This is a genomic window from Micromonospora sp. ANENR4 (genome assembly GCF_015354395.1).
GTDB lineage: Bacteria > Actinomycetota > Actinomycetes > Mycobacteriales > Micromonosporaceae > Micromonospora > Micromonospora aurantiaca.
Genome location: NZ_JADKYQ010000002.1, coordinates 255,806 through 273,185, shown reverse-complemented (window position 1 = coordinate 273,185; position 17,380 = coordinate 255,806). Strand labels below are relative to the sequence as shown.

Annotated in this window: 19 protein-coding genes; 10 read left to right on the top strand and 9 right to left on the bottom strand. The window is 73.6% G+C overall.

Translation table 11 applies throughout. From position 1 onward, the window contains the following. The first annotated feature begins 41 nt into the window (after nucleotides 1-41). From IRY44_RS04415 to IRY44_RS04405, 3 genes are read left to right on the top strand one after another with little or no spacing between them, the layout of a single operon-like run. On the top strand, nucleotides 42-410 hold the full coding sequence (locus IRY44_RS04415) for an SCP2 sterol-binding domain-containing protein (protein WP_194799183.1): 369 nt from the start codon (nucleotides 42-44) through the stop codon (nucleotides 408-410). Further along, nucleotides 403-2,490: an amylo-alpha-1,6-glucosidase gene (locus tag IRY44_RS04410; RefSeq protein WP_194799182.1), complete on the top strand. Its 2,088-nt coding sequence runs from the start codon at nucleotides 403-405 to the stop codon at nucleotides 2,488-2,490. Before IRY44_RS04415 ends, IRY44_RS04410 begins: the two co-directional genes overlap by 8 nt. A gap of 10 nt (nucleotides 2,491-2,500) precedes the next feature. Beyond that, the gene (locus IRY44_RS04405; RefSeq protein ID WP_194799181.1) at nucleotides 2,501-3,088 is read left to right on the top strand and encodes a cysteine hydrolase family protein; all 588 of its coding nucleotides are present in this window, start codon (nucleotides 2,501-2,503) and stop codon (nucleotides 3,086-3,088) included. A 38-nt stretch (nucleotides 3,089-3,126) separates the two neighbouring features. On the opposite strand, the gene IRY44_RS04400 is transcribed toward IRY44_RS04405, so the two are convergent. The 8 genes from IRY44_RS04400 to IRY44_RS04365 all read right to left on the bottom strand — a co-directional run bounded on the left by IRY44_RS04400 (nucleotide 3,127) and on the right by IRY44_RS04365 (nucleotide 10,430). Then, entirely contained in the window at nucleotides 3,127-3,753 is a 627-nt protein-coding gene (locus tag IRY44_RS04400; protein ID WP_194799180.1) for a TetR/AcrR family transcriptional regulator, read from the bottom strand. Nucleotides 3,754-3,843: 90 nt separating this feature from the next. Beyond that, the gene (locus tag IRY44_RS04395; protein WP_194799179.1) at nucleotides 3,844-5,115 is read right to left on the bottom strand and encodes an ABC transporter substrate-binding protein; all 1,272 of its coding nucleotides are present in this window, start codon (nucleotides 5,113-5,115) and stop codon (nucleotides 3,844-3,846) included. 52 nt (nucleotides 5,116-5,167) lie between these two features. After that, nucleotides 5,168-6,313, bottom strand: coding sequence for a branched-chain amino acid ABC transporter permease (locus tag IRY44_RS04390; protein WP_194799178.1), 1,146 nt, complete (start codon nucleotides 6,311-6,313; stop codon nucleotides 5,168-5,170). After that, on the bottom strand, nucleotides 6,310-7,188 hold the full coding sequence (locus IRY44_RS04385) for a branched-chain amino acid ABC transporter permease (RefSeq protein WP_194799177.1): 879 nt from the start codon (nucleotides 7,186-7,188) through the stop codon (nucleotides 6,310-6,312). Before IRY44_RS04385 ends, IRY44_RS04390 begins: the two co-directional genes overlap by 4 nt. A gap of 13 nt (nucleotides 7,189-7,201) precedes the next feature. Continuing rightward, nucleotides 7,202-7,918: an ABC transporter ATP-binding protein gene (locus tag IRY44_RS04380; protein WP_194799176.1), complete on the bottom strand. Its 717-nt coding sequence runs from the start codon at nucleotides 7,916-7,918 to the stop codon at nucleotides 7,202-7,204. Continuing rightward, the gene (locus IRY44_RS04375; protein WP_194799175.1) at nucleotides 7,915-8,733 is read right to left on the bottom strand and encodes an ABC transporter ATP-binding protein; all 819 of its coding nucleotides are present in this window, start codon (nucleotides 8,731-8,733) and stop codon (nucleotides 7,915-7,917) included. Before IRY44_RS04375 ends, IRY44_RS04380 begins: the two co-directional genes overlap by 4 nt. 141 nt (nucleotides 8,734-8,874) lie before the next feature. After that, complete coding sequence (locus tag IRY44_RS04370) at nucleotides 8,875-10,083, bottom strand: RNA polymerase sigma factor (RefSeq protein ID WP_194799174.1); 1,209 nt, start codon at nucleotides 10,081-10,083, stop codon at nucleotides 8,875-8,877. Further along, complete coding sequence (locus tag IRY44_RS04365) at nucleotides 10,080-10,430, bottom strand: YciI family protein (protein WP_064445706.1); 351 nt, start codon at nucleotides 10,428-10,430, stop codon at nucleotides 10,080-10,082. The genes IRY44_RS04370 and IRY44_RS04365 overlap by 4 nt, the downstream gene beginning before the upstream one ends. Nucleotides 10,431-10,552: 122 nt before the next feature. Between IRY44_RS04365 and IRY44_RS04360 the strand changes: the two genes are divergently transcribed. The 7 genes from IRY44_RS04360 (at nucleotide 10,553) to IRY44_RS04330 (ending at nucleotide 16,109) form a co-directional block, all read left to right on the top strand. Next, nucleotides 10,553-11,878, top strand: coding sequence for an NAD(P)/FAD-dependent oxidoreductase (locus IRY44_RS04360; protein ID WP_194799173.1), 1,326 nt, complete (start codon nucleotides 10,553-10,555; stop codon nucleotides 11,876-11,878). 126 nt (nucleotides 11,879-12,004) lie between these two features. Next, the gene (locus tag IRY44_RS04355) at nucleotides 12,005-12,751 is read left to right on the top strand and encodes a lysozyme (RefSeq protein WP_194799172.1); all 747 of its coding nucleotides are present in this window, start codon (nucleotides 12,005-12,007) and stop codon (nucleotides 12,749-12,751) included. A 72-nt stretch (nucleotides 12,752-12,823) separates the two neighbouring features. Further along, on the top strand, nucleotides 12,824-13,498 hold the full coding sequence (locus IRY44_RS04350; RefSeq protein ID WP_194799171.1) for a peptidoglycan recognition family protein: 675 nt from the start codon (nucleotides 12,824-12,826) through the stop codon (nucleotides 13,496-13,498). Nucleotides 13,499-13,590: 92 nt separating this feature from the next. Further along, nucleotides 13,591-13,956, top strand: a complete 366-nt coding sequence (locus IRY44_RS04345; protein WP_194799170.1) for a helix-turn-helix transcriptional regulator — start codon at nucleotides 13,591-13,593, stop codon at nucleotides 13,954-13,956. Beyond that, nucleotides 13,953-14,594 carry an SRPBCC family protein gene (locus IRY44_RS04340; protein WP_194799169.1) on the top strand — a complete coding sequence of 214 codons (642 nt, stop codon included), beginning with the start codon at nucleotides 13,953-13,955 and terminating at the stop codon, nucleotides 14,592-14,594. Before IRY44_RS04345 ends, IRY44_RS04340 begins: the two co-directional genes overlap by 4 nt. A 374-nt stretch (nucleotides 14,595-14,968) precedes the next feature. Next, nucleotides 14,969-15,565, top strand: coding sequence for an NADAR family protein (locus tag IRY44_RS04335; protein WP_194799168.1), 597 nt, complete (start codon nucleotides 14,969-14,971; stop codon nucleotides 15,563-15,565). A gap of 34 nt (nucleotides 15,566-15,599) precedes the next feature. Beyond that, nucleotides 15,600-16,109: an NUDIX domain-containing protein gene (locus IRY44_RS04330; RefSeq protein WP_194799167.1), complete on the top strand. Its 510-nt coding sequence runs from the start codon at nucleotides 15,600-15,602 to the stop codon at nucleotides 16,107-16,109. Nucleotides 16,110-16,175: 66 nt separating this feature from the next. Here IRY44_RS04330 and IRY44_RS04325 read toward each other — a convergent pair whose 3' ends face one another. After that, nucleotides 16,176-17,342: an LLM class flavin-dependent oxidoreductase gene (locus tag IRY44_RS04325; protein ID WP_194799166.1), complete on the bottom strand. Its 1,167-nt coding sequence runs from the start codon at nucleotides 17,340-17,342 to the stop codon at nucleotides 16,176-16,178. Nucleotides 17,343-17,380 lie beyond the last annotated feature (38 nt).

Here is a 17,380-nt window from a genome sequence, read left to right as displayed (position 1 = left end):
CGGGCCCCTGGCGGGGAATAGCGCCATCGGGAGGAGGGCCGATGGCCGACGCCACCGAAGAGTTCTTCCGGGGCCTGGGGCAGCGCAGGCAGCGTGGGCTGACAGCGCTCCACGAGGGCACCGTCCGGTTCGACATCGCCGGTGACGGGTCGGTCGACCACTGGCTGGTCTCCATCGCCCGGGGCGAGGTCACCGCGGCGCGGCAGGCCACCGGCGGGGACGCGGTCGTCCGGGCGGACCGGGCCGTCTTCGACCGGATCGCGCGGGGTGAGGCGTACTTCCTGACCACGGTCCTGCGCGGCGAGGCCGAGGTGGAGGGCAGCCCGCGGCTGTTCGCGACCGTACGCCGGCTGTTCCCCTCCCCACCCGGGTCGCGCCCGGAACGACGACGGGGAGACGACAATGGGTGACGACCATGTCGGCATCTTCGACGGGACGATCTTCCTGGTCTGCGACCGGGCTGGCGACATCGTCCCGTCGGCGGACGCCACCCACGGCCTGTTCGCCCACGACACGCGTCTGCTGTCCCGGTGGCAGCTCACCATCGACGGCGAGCGGCTCAGCACGCTGTCCATCGACGACATCCAGTACTTCGAGAACCGGTTCTACCTGGTCCCGGGCAGTCAGGACGTCTACGTCAACAGCACGCTCGAGGTGCGCCGCACCCACAGGCTGAACAGCGGACTCCACGAGGAACTGGTCCTGATCAACAACGACCGGCGAGCCGTCGACCTGACCGTACGGATCGAGGCGGACGCGGACTTCGCCGACCTCTTCGCGGTCAAGGAGGGCGCGACGGACCGCCAGGGGCGGCACTACCGGCGGATCGACGGGCCGCGGCTCGTCCTGGGCTACCAGCGCGAACGCTACCGCCGCGAGACGATCGTGTCGGCGACGGCTCCGGCGGAGGTGGACGAGAACGGCCTGACGCTGCGCGTGCACATCGAGCCGCACGGCCGGTGGCAGACCCGGCTGGCCGCCGAGCCGGACCTCCCCCTGCCCCGCGGGCTGGAGCGGCTCAGCCTGCCCGGGCGGGCCGAGGGCCGCGCCCGGAACAAGCCCGCCGAGCTGCGGGAGTGGCTGGACCGGGCGCCGCGACTGGAGACCAGCTGGGGACCGTTGCAGAACACCTACCGGCAGAGCCTCATCGACCTGGCCGCGCTGCGGTTCAGCCCGTTCCTCGCCGGAGCCGGGTGCGTCCTGGCCGCCGGGTTGCCCTGGTTCATGTGCCTGTTCGGCCGCGACAGCATCCTCACCAGCCTCCAGGCACTGCCGTTCGCACCCGAGCTCGCCGCCACCACGCTGACAGTGCTCGCCTTCCGCCAGGGCAGCCGGATCGACGACTTCCGGGAGGAGGAGCCGGGCCGGATCCTGCACGAGATGCGCTACGGCGAGTTGACCGTCTTCGACGAGACACCGCACAGCCCCTACTTCGGCAGCGCGGACGCCACTCCCCTGTTCCTCGTGCTGCTCGACGAGTACGAGCGGTGGACCGGCGACGCCGCCCTCGTACGGGCGGTGGAGCAGGAGGCGCGGGCGGCGGTCGACTGGATCGACCACTACGCCGACCGGGCCGGCAACGGCTACGTCTCCTACGAGCGGCGCAACCCGGTGAACGGTCTGGAGAACCAGTGCTGGAAGGACTCCTGGGACGGCATCTCCCACCGCGACGGCCGGCTGCCGGGCTTCCCGCGTGCCACCTGCGAACTCCAGGGGTATGCGTACGACGCGAAGGTGCGCACCGCCCGGCTGGCCCGCGAGATCTGGCACGACCCGGCGTACGCGGACCGGCTGGAGCGGGACGCCGCCGACCTCAAACGCCGCTTCAACCACGACTTCTGGATCGACGACGGCGAGTACATGGCGCTGGCGCTGGACGGCGACGGCAGCAAGGTGGACGCCCTGTCGTCGAACATCGGCCACCTGCTGTGGAGCGGCATCGTCGAGGAGCCGAAGGCCGAGGCGCTGGTGCGGCACCTGATGTCACCGGCGATGTTCAGCGGCTGGGGTGTCCGCACGCTGGCCGAGGGCGAGGCCCGCTACAACCCGGTCGGCTACCACGTCGGGACCATCTGGCCGTTCGACAACTCGTTCATCGCCTGGGGTCTGCGGCGCTACGGGTACGCCGACGAGGCGGCCCGCGTCGCGGCCGGCATCCTGGACGCGGCGGCCTTCTACGACGGCCGGCTGCCGGAGGCTTTCGCCGGGCACGCCCGGTCCGAGACCCGCTACCCGATCCGGTATCCGACCGCGTGCAGCCCGCAGGCCTGGTCGGCCGGGGCTCCACTGCTGCTCCTGCGGACGATGCTCGGCCTGCGGCCGGTCGGCGACGATCTCGTGGCCCGGCCCGCCCTGCCTGCTAGCCTCGACTACGTGGCATTGCTCGACGTCCCCGGCCGCTGGGGGCGCCGGGACGCCTTCGGCAGGAGCACCGCCGCCGGCGGCCTGAGCCGCTACGAGCTGGCGCCGCAGCAGCTCTCCGCACCCTGACGGGACCGACATGCAGCGCATCGACTGGGCATACACCGCAGTCGTGGGCGTCCACTGGCAACCCGAGGTGGTCAGCCCCGACGGCGTCTTCGGCGCGTACTTCGCCGACCAGGTGGCCCGGCACGGCGTGGCGGCGAACGCGGCGCGGGTCGCCGCAGCCGCTCGGGCCGCGGGCGGTCTCGTGGTCTTCACCCGGGTCGCCTACCGGCCCGGCTATCCGGACCTGATCGCCAACACCCCGAGCTTCGCGATGATCGCCGAACGCGGGGCGTTCCTGGAGGGCGACCCGAAGACCCGGATCGTCGACGAGGTCGCGCGGCAGCCCGGCGACGTGGTCGTCACCTCCACCCGGCTCGGCGGGTTCACCGGCACCGACCTGGACCTGATCCTGCGCGGCCGGGGCGTGCGGACCGTGGTGCTCACCGGCGTCGCGACGAACCTGGCCGTCGCCTCCACCGCCTACCAGGCGGTCGACAACGGATATCGCATCGTCACCGTCGCCGACGCGTGCACGGCGGCCACCGACGAGCTGCACGACGCCTACCTGAGCACGCTGGGCCAGCTGGGCGAGGTGGCCACCACCGGCGAGGTCGCCTGACCGGCCGCCGGAACGCTCAGCGCGGGCCGGCGGGGCGCTCAGCGCAGGCCGGCGGCGATCGCGTCGACCAGCAGCGCGCCCAGCATGCGCGCCATCACGGCGCGGGCGGTCTCCACGTCGAGCCCCATCGAGTCGCGCATCATCGACCACGAAGACCAGGTGCCGGCCACCGTCAGCGCGTCCAGCAACTGCGCCCGCCCCGGCCCGGCCTGCGCCAGCTCCGGGGCGAACACCGCCTCGATCTCCTGCCGGACCCGGGTGACCGCCGCCTCCCGGTTGCGCCGCAACTGCGGGGAGAACGGCTCCCGCAGCGCCGACGCGCGGGCCGAGGGCGCCAGCACCTCCAGCAGCCGGGCGCGCTGGTCGCAGAACGCGGCGATCCGGGCGGTCAGCGGCAGCTCCGGCGGCACCGGCTGCCAGAGCGCGGCCTGCCGTTCGCCGACCCGCCGCCCGGTCGCGGCGAACAGCGTCTCCATGTCCTTGAAGTTGGTCCAGAGCGTACGCAGCGACACCCCGGCCCGCTCGGCGATCCGTTCCCCGGTGGGCCGCAGGTCACCGGAGTCGATCAGGGCCAGGTGCGCCTCCACGATCGCGGCCCGGGTCCGCTCGGCCCGCGCCGCCCGGCCGTCCACCCGCTCCGGCGGGTCGGCCTCCACCTCGATCATGGGTACGGAATCTCCTGTTGCTCGGGTACCGGCGGCCACTCTACGTGCGTGCCACCGGGCGACCGGCACCCGGCCGCCCGGCGGGACGCCTCAGGCGGTCGGCACCGCGTCGGCGGGCGGGTTCGTCGGCGGCTCGGTGAACTCGGTGACCGCGCCGTCGCCGTCGTCCGTGGTGTACGCAGGGCCGAAGTACTCCTGCACGCCGTTGCTCACCTTGGTGAGCCGCACACCGCCGTAGCCGGCGTGCACGCCGTCGGCGTACCGGAAGGGGACCAGGCCGGGCCCGCGGAAGCCGCCCTTGCGCACGGCCTCGACCAGCTTCTCCCGGGTGGGGTCGGGCCCGGCGGCGAGCATCGACTGCACGAACGTGTACGCCATCGAGTAGCCGTAGATCGCGTTGCCGTCGACCGGGTTGCCCGCGTTGTACTTCTGGTGGATCTTGGTGAACTCCCGGATCCACGGGTTCGCGGTGTCGGCCACGTTCGGCAGGTAGTTGTCGGCCACCATGCCCTCGAGGATCACCTTCTTGTCGCCGAGCTGGGCGGCCAGCGTGGTGTAGTCGGCGCCCACGTTGGAGACCACCCACTGCGCCTTGAAGCCCTGTCCGGCGGCCTGGCCCATGGCGAGCGCGGTGAAGCCGGGGATGGTCGCCGAGATGACCACCTGGCAGCCGGCCGCGCGCAGCGCCCCGATGGCCGGGCCGACCTGCTGATTGGTGGTGGTGTACGTCTGCTTCGCCGCGACCGGGCCGAGGATCTGCTCGACGCCGGCCAGGGAGTCCCTCCCGAAGTCGTCGTTCTGCCCGAAGTGGCAGACCTTCGCGCCGGGGAACTCCTTCTTGACGTAGGTGGCCAGGATCTTGCCCTCGACCGTGTAGTCGGGCTGCCAGCCGAACGTGGTCGGGTACTTGTCCGGCTGGTTCCAGTTGCGGCTGCCGGAGGCGACGAACAGGTCCGGCACCTTCTGCGTCTTGACGAACTCCAGCACGTTCGTGTGCGTCGGCGTGCCGAGGCCGCCGAGCAGCGCGAAGACCTTGTCGTCGAGCACCAGCTTGCGAACCACGTTCTCGGTGTTGGCGGGGTTGTAGCCGTCGTCCATGACCTTGTAGACGATCTTCCGGCCGTGCACACCGCCCTTGCTGTTGACGTGCTCGAAGTACGCCTTGGTGGCGGCGGAGATCTTCGAGTAGCCGGGGGCGGCCGGTCCGGTGAGCGGTTGGTGGGTGCCGATGACGACCTCGGAGTCGCTGACGCCGGGGACGTTCTCGGCGGCCTGCTTCTCGTCGTCGGCGCAGGCAGGCAGCGCGGCCAGCAGGGCCAGGCCGGCGGCGGCCGCGAGAACGCGGCGGGTGGTGGGGCGCATGGTTCTCCAATCCGGTGCGACGGTGCGAACGGTGTGGGTGGAACCGGTGAGGTCAGCGGTCCGGCGACCGGCGGGTGGCGGGACGACGGCGGACGGCCCTGCGCAGGCGGGTGGAGAGGGCACGCACCCCGCCCTGGAGGCCGCCCGGGGCGGCGAGCATGACGACGATGAGGATCAGACCGAACACGGCGAGCGCGAGGTTGCCCTCGAGCCGCTGGGTCAGCCCGGCGGAGAGGCTGAGGTGTTCGGTGAGCAGGCCGGGCAGGTCCTGGAGCGCGACCAGCAGCACCGCTCCCCAGACCGCACCGGCCAGGCTGCCCAGCCCGCCGATCACGATCGCCATGAGCAGGAAAAGCGACAGGTCCAGCGGGAACTTGCCGGGCGCGACGGTGGCGGTGAGCATCGCGTACACGCCGCCGCCGAGGCCCGCGCAGGCGGCGCTGACCACGAACGCGAGCACCTGCGTGCGGGCCACCGGGATGCCGGCGAGCCGGGCCGCGACCTCGTCGTCGCGGACCGCCCGCAGGGACCGGCCGAAGCGGCTGCGCACCAGGTTGGCCAGCAGCAGCATGGTGAGCAGCGCGGCGGCCAGCGCGATCCAGGCCAGCCAGCGTTCCGGCTGGAAGTAGGCGCCGAGCGCCGCCGGTGGCGTCGGCGCCGGGAACCGCAGCCCCTGCTCGCCGTTGAACACGCCGGTGAAGATCGTGGTGACCGCCGGGACGAGCGTCGCCACCGCCAGGGTCACGCCGGCCAGGTAGGGGCCGCGCAGCCGGGCCGCGGCCAGCCCGACGACCAGCCCGCCGAGCGCTGTCACCGCGACGGCGACGAGCAGCGACGCGGGCAGCGTCCACCAGCCGCGTACCGCTCGCTCGTCGAGGGCCTGCTGGGTCAGCGCCACGGTGTACGCGCCGGTGGCCATCAACGCGCCGTGCCCGAGCGAGAGCTGGCCGTTGAGTCCGACCAGGACGGTGTGCCCGGCGGTGACGCAGAGGAACGCGCAGACGCGCGCCACCTGGAGGTTCTGGTACGGCGCGAGCTGGTTGGTCACCAGCACCACGAGCGTGCCGGCGAACACCGCGAGCGCCAGGTGGCGCAGCAGCGTGGAGCCGCGCGCCTCGCGTCCGGCGGGGGCGCCGGGGAGCAGCCGCCGCAGCGGGGACGGCGCGGCGGGCGCGATCTCGGTGGGGGTGCTCGTCACACGTGCCTCGCTCTCGCCGCGGAGAAGAGCCCGCCGGGGCGGACCAGCAGGACGGACAGCAGCAACACCAGGACGGCCAGCGGGGTGGTGTCCGGTCCCAGGTAGCCGGTGACGTAGGACAGGATCAGCCCGACCAGCAGGCCGCCGACCACCGCGCCCACCGGGCTGTCCAGGCCGCCGACCACGGCGGCGGTGAACGCGACCACGAAGACCAGGTCCATGGCGTGCGAGTGCAGGCCGAGTCCGGTGGGGACGACGAGCATGCCGGCGAGTGCGCCGACCCCGGCGGCGAGCGCCCAGCCCAGCGTGAGCATCCGGCCGACGCTGACGCCGAGCAGCCGGGACACCTCGGGCGCGAACGCGGCGGCCCGCATCCGCAACCCCACCGGGGTACGGGTGAACAACAGCGCGAGCAGCGCCACCACTGTGAGCGCCGCGCCGAGCACCCACAGGTCGTACGGGGACAGCGCGGCCACCCCGCCGATGGTGAGCGCGTCGGTGTCGAACGGCGCAGGCGCGGGCCGGTAGTCGTTGCCGAAGACCATGCCGAGCACCGCCTGGATGACGAGCACCAGGCCGAGCGCGACGATCACCTGGTTGAGCGGGCCGCCGGGGCCGGCGAACCGCATCAGCACCCGCTCCACGAGCGCGCCCAGGGCCAGTCCGGACAGGATCGCGGCGGCCAGGCCCAGCCAGTACGAGCCGGTGGCGGACACGACCGCGTACCCGACGTAGGCGGTGGCCACGGCCATCGCGCCCTGGGCGAAGTTGACCACCCGGGCGGCCCGCCAGATGAGCACCAGCGCGAGCGCGAACGCCGCGTAGACCGCCCCGGAGGCGAGCCCGTCGAAGGTGAGGAACCAGAACCGCTCCATCCGCGACCCCTTCCTAGAATCCGAGGTACGCGTGCCGGAGCTGGTCGTCGTCGCGCAGCCGGGCGGCCGGCGCGGCCGTCACCACCCGCCCGAGCGACATGACGATGCCCTGGTCGGCGACGGACAGCGCGGAGCGCACGTTCTGCTCGACGAGCAGCACGGTGAGCCCCCGCTCGTCGCGCAGCCGCCGCAGCAGCGCCATGATCTGCGCGGCCACCTTGGGCGCCAGGCCCAGCGACGGCTCGTCGAGCAGCAGCAGGCGGGGCCGGGCGATCAGCGCGCGGCCGATCGCGAGCATCTGCCGTTCCCCACCGGAGAGCTGGTGCCCGGCGTGGTCGCGGCGGCGGGCCAGCGCGGGGAACAGCTCGTACACCTCGTCCTGCGCGCGCCGGGCGTCGGCCCGGTCGCGCCGCCACAGCCCGCCCAGGCGCAGGTTCTCCGCCACTGTCAGCTCGGTCACCACGCCGCGGCCCTCGGGCACGTGTGCCAGGCCGCGCCGGACCAGGTGTTCCACCCGGACGCCGCGCAGGTCCTCGCCCGCGTACCGGACCCGGCCGGCGGTGGGCCGCAGCAGACCCGAGAGGGTACGCAGCAGCGTGGTCTTCCCCGCGCCGTTGGCGCCGAGCACGGCGGTGACGGTGCCGGCCGGGACGGTGAAAGCGACGTCGCGCAGCACCGGCACGGGCCCGTAGCCGCAACTGAGCGCCTCCACCTCCAGCACGGCGGTCACGACGCGCTCCCGGTCGGCTCGGCCGGCACGTCGGCACCCAGGTACGCCTCGGTGACCCGGGGGTCGTCGCGGATGCGCTCCGGCGGCCCGGCCGCGATCACCTTGCCGAAGTCGAGCACCACCAGCTCGTGGCAGACCGACATGACCAGGTCCATGTGGTGCTCGACGAGCAGCACGGCGCAGCCGTCGTCGCGTCCGGGCAGCGCGCGGACCAGGTCGGCCAGTTCGGCCACGTCGTCGGCGCCGAGACCGCCGGCCGGTTCGTCGAGCAGCAGCAGCCGGGGCCGGGCGATCAGCGCGCGGGCCAGCGCGACTCGCTTGCGCACCGGGTACGGCAGGGTCGCGGGCGCCGCGTCGGCGTACTTCTCGATGCCCAGCTCGGTGAGCAGGTCCAGCGCCCGGGCGCGCAGCCGCCGTTCGTCGTTGTCGCTGCGGGGCAGGCCGAACAGGGCGGCGGTGAAGCCTGCGCGGGCGGTGTGGCTGGCACCGGCGACCACGTTCTCCAGCACGCTCAGCCCGGCGAACAGGCCGACGCCCTGGAGGGTGCGGGCGATGCCGAGGCGGGTGAGGGCGTGCGGGCGGGGCCGGAACGGCCGCCCGTCGAGGGTGAGCGAGCCCTCGGTCGGCCGGACGAAGCCGCAGACCACGTTGAACAGCGTGGTCTTGCCGGCGCCGTTGGGGCCGATCACGCCGACGATCCGGCCGGGCGGCACCCGCAGCGAGACGTCGTCGAGGGCGACCAGGCCGCCGAAGCGTACGCCGACGTGGTGCAGCGCCAGGCCCGGTTCGTCGGTGGCTGTGGCCGGTGGGCTCATCGTCACCTCGTGCCGGTCGACGGAGCGCGGAAAAACTAATTACACCGGGAGTGTACTTTTCTCTGCCGCCGCGTCAATGCCCAGGCGATCGCCGCTCGCTTCTGGGGCGTTGCCGGCCTCCTACGTGCACTGTCGGTGTGATCATCCCGGCATACGGTCGCGGGCGCGGCGCAGGAACGTCTGCTCCGCCGCGTTGCCGGTGCCGGCGATCGCCGCGTCGTACGCCGTCCGCGCCTGCGCCGGGCGGTTCAGCCGGCGCAGCAGGTCGGCCCGGATCGCGTGCCACACGTGGTAGCCGGCCAGGTCCAGACGCTCCACCTCGGCCAGTCCCGCCGCCGGTCCGCGTACCTCGGCCAGGGCGACCGCCCGGTTCAGCGCGACCACCGGCCCGGGCGCGACGGCGGCGAGCTGGTCGTAGAGCGCGAGGATCTGTCCCCAGTCGGTGGCGGCGGCGGTGGGCGCGTCCGCGTGCACCGCGCCGATCGCGGCCTGGATCTGATACGGGCCGGGCCGGCCCCGCCGCAGGCACCGGCGGACCAGGTCCTGCCCCTCGGCGATCAGCTCCCGGTCCCACCGGCCACGGTCCTGCTCGGACAGCGACACCGGCACGCCGTCCGGGCCGGTACGGGCAGCGCGGCGCGCCTCGGTGAGCAGCATCAGCGCGAGCAGGCCGAGCGCCTCCGGCTCGTCCGGCATCAACGTCACCAGCAGCCGGCCCAGCCGGATCGCCTCGGCGCCCAGCTCGGCGCGGCCCAGCCGCTCCCCCGCGCTCGCCGTGTGCCCCTCGTTGAAGATCAGGTACACCACGGCGAGGACCCCGCGCAGCCGGTCCGGCAGGTCGGCGTCGCGCGGCACCCGGTACGGGATACCGGCGTCGCGGATCTTCGCCTTGGCCCGGACCAGGCGCTGCGACATGGTGGGCTCCGGCACCAGGAAGGCGCGCGCGATCTCGGCGGTGCTCAGGCCGCCGAGCAGGCGCAGCGTCAGCGCCACCCGGGCGGGAGCGGCGAGCGCCGGGTGGCAGCAGGTGAAGATCAGGCGCAGGCGGTCGTCGGGCACGGGCCCCTCCTCGGCGGGCGGGTCGTCGTCGGCGTGCAGCAGGGCGGCCTCGGCGTGCCGGGCGGCCCGGGTGGCCTCGCGCCGCAGCCTGTCGATCGCGCGGTTGCGGGCGGTGGTGATGATCCAGCCGGCCGGGCTGGCCGGTGGCCCGTCGGCGGCCCACCGCGACACGGCGACGGTGAACGCCTCCTGGACCGCCTCCTCGGCGAGGTCGATGTCGCCGAGGAGACGGACCAGGACGGCTACCGCGCGGCCGTACTCGGCCCGGAAGACCCGTTCGACGTCGGTCATCCCTCGCCCTGGAACGGGCGGACCTCGATCGGCAGCGTGGTCGCGAGGGCGTAGCGGCGGCCCCAGTCCAGCGCGGCGTCCAGGTCGGGCGCCCGGATGATGGTGACGCCGCCCAGGTACTCCTTGCCCTCGGCGAACGGCCCGTCGGTGACCAGTACCTCGTCACCGGCCGGGCGCAGCACGGTGGCGGTCTGCGGGTCGTGCAGGCCGTTGCCGAACACCCAGCACCCCGCCTCCCGCAGGTCCCGGCCGATGGCCTCGACCTCGCGCATCACCCCGGCCAGGAACTCCGGGTCGGGACGGCCCTGACCGGCCGGCTGGTACATGCTGATCAGGTACTGCTTCATCGGTGTCTCCTCACCGCCGGGGACGGCCCCGCGCCGCCCTCTCACCCTCCACACGAACGACTGATGCCGGTTTCGACACGCCGGGCCGGGTGAATCCGGCCGGGAGCGGGGTACGCCGTCGCGTGCGCCGTCACCGGGTCGTCGTCGTGGGCGCCGGGTTCTCCGGTCTGGCCTGCGCGCTCGCACTGGACGCGGCGGGCGCCGAGGTACGGGTGCTGGAGGCGCGGGACCGGGTGGGCGGCCGGACGCGCAGCCGCCCGCTACCAGACGGCGGCTGGCTGGATCTCGGCGCGCAGTGGATCGGCCCGACCCAGGACCGGATGTACGCGCTCGTCGCCGCGTACGGCCTGACCACCTTCCCCTCCCCCGCGCAGGGTGCGGCGGCGCTGCTGCTCGGCGGACGTCCGGCCACCGGCGAGCCGCCGGGGCTGTCCGCGCTGCTGGGCACGCTCGACGAGATGGCGGGCACGCTCGACCCGGCCGCGCCGTGGCGGGCCGCCGAGGCGGCACTGTGGGACCGGATCACGTTCGGCGGCTGGCTCGACGCGAGCGCGGCCGGCCCGGTCACCGCCGGATACGCGGGCCGGATGCTCGCCGGTGGCCTGCTGGCCGCCTCGGCGGACGAGGTCTCGCTGCTGCACATGCTGTTCTACCTGCGCAGCGGCGGCGGCACCCGGTCGCTGCTGCGCATGGCCGGTGGCGCCCAGCAGGACCGGATCGCCGGTGGTCCGGCCGCGCTGGCCGAGCGGATGGCCGCCGCGCTGCCGCCGGGGAGCCTGTGCCTGCACGCCCCGGTGGACGGCGTCGCGCAGGACGGCGACGGCGTGCGGGTGCGCGCCGGCGGCGAGACCTACCGCGGCGACGCGGTGGTGGTCGCGCTGGCACCGACGCTGGCCGGGCGCATCCGGTACGACCCGCCGCTGCCCCCGCTGCGCGACGGGCTGACCCAGCGGATGCCGATGGGTGTGGCGCTCAAGGTGCACGCGCTCTACCCGGAGCCGTTCTGGCGCGCCGACGGCCGCTCCGGCGTGTCCAGCACCGACACCGGGCCGCTCACCGAGACGGTGGACAACTCGCTGCCGGACGCGCCGGGCGGGGTGCTCACCGCGTTCAGCTACGGCGCGCAGGCCCGGGCGCTGCGCCGGCTTCCGCCAGACGCCCGCCGGGACGCGCTGTGCGAGGCGCTCGCCGCGATCTTCGGCCCGGCCGCCGCGCACCCCGACGACCTCGTCGAGTACGACTGGTCGGCGGACGAGTGGACGCGCGGCTGCTTCTGCGGTGTCCTGCCACCCGGCGCGTGGTGCGCGTACGGCCCGGAACTGCGGACGCCGGTGGGCCGGGTGCACTGGGCCGGCACCGAGACCGCGACCCGGTGGAGCGGCTATCTGGAGGGCGCGGTGACCGCCGGCGAGCGCGCCGCCGCCGAGGTGCTCGCCCAGCTCGGCTGAGCACCCGATTCAGTGAGATTCTTCGATGCAGTCTATTGAAAAGTTTCTCCGCCCTGTGCCCTAATGACGACAGTTCCTTTCGTCATACTCCCGCCGCCGGAGCGCGGCAACCCCCAGGGAGGACAGATGCACAGTTCGATCCGATCGGCGCTGCGCGCGGCCGGAGCAGCACTGCTCGCCACAGTCACCGTCGCCGCCGCGGCCCTGACCGGGGCGGCCCCCGCCGGCGCCGCCCCGGCCGGGCTACCCGGCATGGACGTCTCCAGCTACCAGGGCAACGTGAACTGGTCCGGAGCGTGGGCCAACGGCGCCCGGTTCGCCTACGTCAAGGCGACCGAGGGCACCTACTACACCAACCCGTACTTCGCCCAGCAGTACAACGGCTCGTACAACGTCGGGATGATCCGCGGCTCGTACCACTTCGCCCGCCCCGACACCACCAGCGGCGCCACCCAGGCCAACTACTTCGTCGACCACGGCGGCGGCTGGTCGAAGGACGGGCGGACGCTGCCCGGCGCGCTGGACATCGAGTACAACCCGTACGGCGCGACCTGCTACGGCCTGAGCCAGGCGTCGATGCGCAGCTGGATCGCCTCGTTCGTCAACCAGTACCACGCCCGCACCGGCCGGTGGGCCACCATCTACACCACCACCGACTGGTGGAGCACCTGCACCGGTAACACCTCGCAGTTCGCCGCAAACAACCCACTGTGGATCGCCCGCTACTCCAGCAGCGTCGGCACGCTGCCGGCGGGCTGGGGCACGTACTCGTTCTGGCAGTGGTCCTCCTCCGGGGTCTTCCCCGGTGACCAGAACGTGTGGAACGGCTCGCTCGACCGGCTGCGCGTCCTGGCCTGCAACGGACCCTGCTGAGACCGGCCCGGGCGTGGCGGGCGGTGCCGGTCCCGCCACGCCCGGCCGCCCCTCTCTCCCGAGGAGGTTGCGATGTCCCTTCCCGTACCCCGGCGGACCGTGCTGCGCGGCGCGGTCCTGCTCGGCGCCGCCGCCGGCGTCGGCGCGCTGACCCAGATCGGCTCCGGCCCCGGCGCGCGGGCCGCCGCCACCCGGGTCGACCAGCCGACCATCGCCAACTGCGCGACCTGGGGCGCCCGCCCGCCCTCGTCGCCGGTGAGCGTGGTGACCAGCCGGCCCAACAAGATCATCGTCCACCACACGGCGTTCCCGAACACCACCGACTACAGCCTCGCCCAGGCGTACCGCAACTCCCGCGACATCCAGGACCTGCACATGGACGGCAACGGCTGGCTCGACTCCGGGCAGCACTTCACCAACAGCCGGGGCGGCTACCTGACCGAGGGCCGGCACGGCAGCCTCTACGCGCTGCTGCACGGTCAGACGATGGTGCAGGGCGCGCACTGCGTCGGGCAGAACAGCCAGGCCATCGGCATCGAGAACGACGGCATCTACCTGGACGTGCAGCCGCCGCAGGCGCTCTGGAACAGCCTCGTCACGTTCTGCGCGTTCACCTGCCAGCAGTACGGCATCGCGCCCACCGAGATCTACGGGCACAAGGACTTCAACGACACGCAGTGCCCGGGCCTGCTGCACGACCGCCTGCCGGAGCTGCGCCGTACCGTCGCCGCCCGTCTGGGCGGCTGACCCACGGGGGTACGCGGGGCGCCCGGGTGCGACGGGCGCCCCGCGACGCGTCAGTCCTCGCTTATATAAGCTACCCGTGATACAAAGGGGTCGTGCACGCCTTCGACGTTCTCGGCGACCCGGTCCGCCGCCGGATCCTGGAGCTGCTCGCCGACGGCGAGCAGCCCGCCGGCGCGCTCGGCGAGACCGTGCGGCGCGAGTTCGGCATCAGCCAGCCCGCCGTCTCCCAGCACCTCAAGGTGCTGCGCGACCACGGCTTCACCACGGTACGCGCCCAGGGCACCCGCCGCCTCTACGCCGTGGATCCCGGCCCGCTGCGCGAGATCGACGCGTGGCTGGACGGGTTCCGCCGCTTCTGGACGCCACCACTGGCGGCGCTCGCCACCGAGCTGGCCCGGGGCCGCCGCGAACGACGGCTGCGCGAGGACACCACAGACGACGAGAGGACCGAACCATGATCGACGTGACCGGACAGATCAGCGCCGTCGAGCGCCGCATCGGCGACCGCACGCTCCCCGCCGGGCAGGCGCGGGTGCTCACCATCGCCCAGACGTACGACGCACCCGTCGCCGACGTCTTCGACGCCTGCACCAACCCGGAACGGATACCCCGCTGGTTCCTGCCGGTCTCCGGTGACCTGAGCCTCGGCGGCCGGTACCAGCTGGAGGGCAACGCCGGCGGCACCGTCGAACGCTGCGATCCGCCGCACGGCTTCGCCGCCACCTGGGAGTTCGGCGGCGAGGTGAGCTGGATCGAGGTGCGGCTGCGCGAGGCCGGTCCGGGGCGTACCCGCTTGGAGCTGGAACACGTCGCGCACGTCGACGACCAGCGGTGGGCCGAGTACGGTCCGGGCGCGGTCGGCATCGGCTGGGACCTGGCACTGGTCGGCCTGGCCTCCCACTTCGCCGCCGACGGCACGGGCGTCGATCCGGCCACCGCAGCCGACTGGATGGCCTCGGAGGAGGGCCGCAGTTTCGTCACCGAGTCGAGCAACAGCTGGACAAGGGCAAGCATCGAGTCCGGCACCCCCACCGAGCAGGCACAAACCGCAGGCACCCGAGTAACCGCGTTCTACACAGGCGCCCCCACTCCCTAACCCTCCCGCCCTCGCCTCGCCTCGCCGATCTTGCAGTTCGGGCCCTTGTGATGCCCCTTTCCGCCTGGATTGCGGGGCACTAAAGCGCAAGATCGGCGAGGACCACGGGGCGCGGTGGAGAGTTGGCGCCCGCCCCGGCGAGAGATCTTGGTAGGAAATGGTCCCTACAGGGGCCTCTTCCTACCAAGATCTCTCGCGATCCCGGGATGCGGAACGCGTTTCCCTCGGCGTGGGACGTCGCGCTTCGTGAGGCGGGTAGGAGGCAGGCTTCGGGCGACTGCGTCGACGGGTGACGCGCGACGGGCCGCGAGACGGTCAACGTCGGTGCGCGGGAGGCGCGCGGTGCCTTGCCGGGGGCGAAAAGCGGCGGTGGGATGTCGGTGGGTTCGGGCAGACTGCGGGGCATGTCGATCCGTACCGTCGCCGACCTGACCGCCGCGCTCGACGCCGGTCGGACGGTCAAGTACCTGCACTTCTGGGGGCACCGGCCACGGCCTGACGGCAGCATCGGCGCGAGCTGCCTGAGCCAGTGGTGGCCGGCGGCGTTCACTGTGGACGGCCGGGAGTTCGCCACCGCCGAGCACTGGATGATGTGGCACAAGGCGACCCTCTTCGGTGACCACGCGATCGCCGAACGCGTGCTGGCGGCCGGGCATCCGCACCGGGCGAAGGCGCTCGGCCGGCAGGTCCGCGACTTCGACGAGGCGACCTGGACGGCCCGCCGGTACGAGATCGTGGTGGCCGGCAGCATCGCCAAGTTCGCCCGGCACGAGCCGTTGCGGCGGTTCCTGCTCGGCACCGGCGACCGGGTGCTCGTCGAGGCCAGCCCGACCGACCGGGTCTGGGGCATCGGCCTGACCGCCGACGATCCGCGCGCCGACGACCCGGCGACCTGGCGGGGCGACAACCTCCTGGGGTTCGCCCTGATGGAGGCGCGCGCCGCGCTCGTCGCCCCGAGGGGTGACGCCTGACCTCGGGCGACAGGTGCGGGTAACGTGCTGCGGCGTGACCGCGTACTCGCACTGCTCGTTCTGCGGCGCGGCCTACCCGGCGGGCGCCGGGTGGCCGCGTGTCTGTTCCTCCTGCGGGGAGACGGTGTGGCGTAATCCGCTGCCGGTGGCGGTGGCGGTGCTGCCGGTCCGCACGCCGCAGGGGCTCGGGGTGGTGGTGGTGCGCCGCGACATCGAGCCGGCGCGTGGGCAGCTCGCGCTGCCGGGCGGCTTCATCGAGTACGGCGAGGAGTGGTCCGAGGCGCTCGTCCGTGAGCTACGCGAGGAGACCGGGCTGCGAGCCGAGGCCGGCGAGGCGCGCCTGTTCGCGGTGCACGGCGCCCCGGCCGGCGGCACCATGATGGTCTTCGGGGTGCTGCCCGAGCGGCCGGTCGGCGACCTGCCGCCGTCGGCGCCGACCGAGGAGGCCACCGAGTGGCTGGTGCTCACCGATCCGGTCGAGCTGGCCTTCTCCACGCACACCCGGGTGCTTGCCGACTTCCTCGCCGGGCAACGCCCGCTCTGACCGCACCGAGCACGGCAGTGGCCGCCGTCGCCACACCACACAGCGGCGGCCACGAATCCGCGACGGTCAGCCGCGGGCCGGGACGGGCTGGGGTGAGAACGGCACGGCGGCCGGCGCCTCGGTCTCCGGCTCACCGGCCGGGTGCCGCCACAGCCCGCGCCGCCGCAGGATCGGCAGCACGCCCTCGCCGAACCAGTACGCCTCCTCCAGGTGCGGGTGGCCGGAGAGGATGAACTCGTCCAGGCCGAGCGCGTGGTACTCGGCGATCCGGTCGGCGACCTCGGTGTGGCTGCCGACGAGTGCGGTGCCCGCGCCGCCGCGTACCAGCCCGAATCCGGCCCACAGGTTCGGCGAGACCTCCAGCCCGTCGCGGGAGCCGCCGTGCAGGTCGAGCATCCGCCGCTGCCCCTCGGACTCGCTGCGCCGCAGCCCTTCCTGCACGGCGCGCACGTCGGCCTCGGGGATGCCGTCGAGCAGCCTGCGTGCCTGGGCCCACGCCTCCTCGGCGGTGTCCCGGCTGATCACGTGCAGCCGGATGCCGTACCGCAGCTCGCGACCGGCCTCAGCGGCGAGCCCGCGGATCCAGTCCAGCTTGCCGGCCACCTGCGCGGGCGGTTCGCCCCAGGTCAGGTACACGTCGCTGTGCCGGACCGCCACCGGCCCGGCCGCGCCGGACGACCCGCCGAAGTAGACCGGCGGCACCGGGTCGGGCACCCGGCTGAGCCGCGCGCCCTCGACCCGCACGTGGGCGCCGTCGTGGTCGACCGTCTCGCCGCGCCACAGCGCCCGCACCACGTGCAGGAACTCGTCGGTACGCGCGTAGCGGGCGTCCTTGTCCAGGAAGTCGCCGTACGCGCGCTGCTCGGCCGACTCGCCGCCGGTGACCACGTTCAGCAGCAGCCGCCCGCCGGACAGGCGCTGGAACGTGGACGCCATCTGCGCCGCGAGGGTGGGTGAGAGCAGGCCGGGCCGGAACGCGACGAGGAACTTCAGCCGCTCGGTGACCTCGCTGAGCATGGCGGTGGTCAGCCAGGCGTCCTCGCACCAGGCGCCGGTGGGGGTGAGCGCACCGGCGAAGCCGAGCTGCTCGGCGGTGCGGGCGATCTGCCCCAGGTACGCGACGCTCGCGGGCCGGGCGCCACCGGCGGTGCCGACCGGTACGCCGTGTCCGCCGCCCACGATGTCCCGGCTGTCGCCGTAGGTCGGCAGGAACCAGTGGAAGGTGAGCGACATGGTGTACCTCCGGTGCGGGATCGGGCGGGTCGCCTCCT

Bases quoted from the DNA above. Each gene is read 5' to 3' on its own strand.
- IRY44_RS04415 (WP_194799183.1), top strand. From the start codon at position 42: ATGGCCGACGCCACCGAAGAGTTCTTCCGGGGCCTGGGGCAGCGCAGG.
- IRY44_RS04410 (WP_194799182.1), top strand. From the start codon at position 403: ATGGGTGACGACCATGTCGGCATCTTCGACGGGACGATCTTCCTGGTC.
- IRY44_RS04405 (WP_194799181.1), top strand. From the start codon at position 2,501: ATGCAGCGCATCGACTGGGCATACACCGCAGTCGTGGGCGTCCACTGG.
- IRY44_RS04400 (WP_194799180.1), bottom strand. From the start codon at position 3,753: ATGATCGAGGTGGAGGCCGACCCGCCGGAGCGGGTGGACGGCCGGGCG.
- IRY44_RS04395 (WP_194799179.1), bottom strand. From the start codon at position 5,115: ATGCGCCCCACCACCCGCCGCGTTCTCGCGGCCGCCGCCGGCCTGGCC.
- IRY44_RS04385 (WP_194799177.1), bottom strand. From the start codon at position 7,188: ATGGAGCGGTTCTGGTTCCTCACCTTCGACGGGCTCGCCTCCGGGGCG.
- IRY44_RS04375 (WP_194799175.1), bottom strand. From the start codon at position 8,733: ATGAGCCCACCGGCCACAGCCACCGACGAACCGGGCCTGGCGCTGCAC.
- IRY44_RS04370 (WP_194799174.1), bottom strand. From the start codon at position 10,083: ATGACCGACGTCGAACGGGTCTTCCGGGCCGAGTACGGCCGCGCGGTA.
- IRY44_RS04365 (WP_064445706.1), bottom strand. From the start codon at position 10,430: ATGAAGCAGTACCTGATCAGCATGTACCAGCCGGCCGGTCAGGGCCGT.
- IRY44_RS04355 (WP_194799172.1), top strand. From the start codon at position 12,005: ATGCACAGTTCGATCCGATCGGCGCTGCGCGCGGCCGGAGCAGCACTG.
- IRY44_RS04350 (WP_194799171.1), top strand. From the start codon at position 12,824: ATGTCCCTTCCCGTACCCCGGCGGACCGTGCTGCGCGGCGCGGTCCTG.
- IRY44_RS04340 (WP_194799169.1), top strand. From the start codon at position 13,953: ATGATCGACGTGACCGGACAGATCAGCGCCGTCGAGCGCCGCATCGGC.
- IRY44_RS04335 (WP_194799168.1), top strand. From the start codon at position 14,969: ATGTCGGTGGGTTCGGGCAGACTGCGGGGCATGTCGATCCGTACCGTC.
- IRY44_RS04325 (WP_194799166.1), bottom strand. From the start codon at position 17,342: ATGTCGCTCACCTTCCACTGGTTCCTGCCGACCTACGGCGACAGCCGG.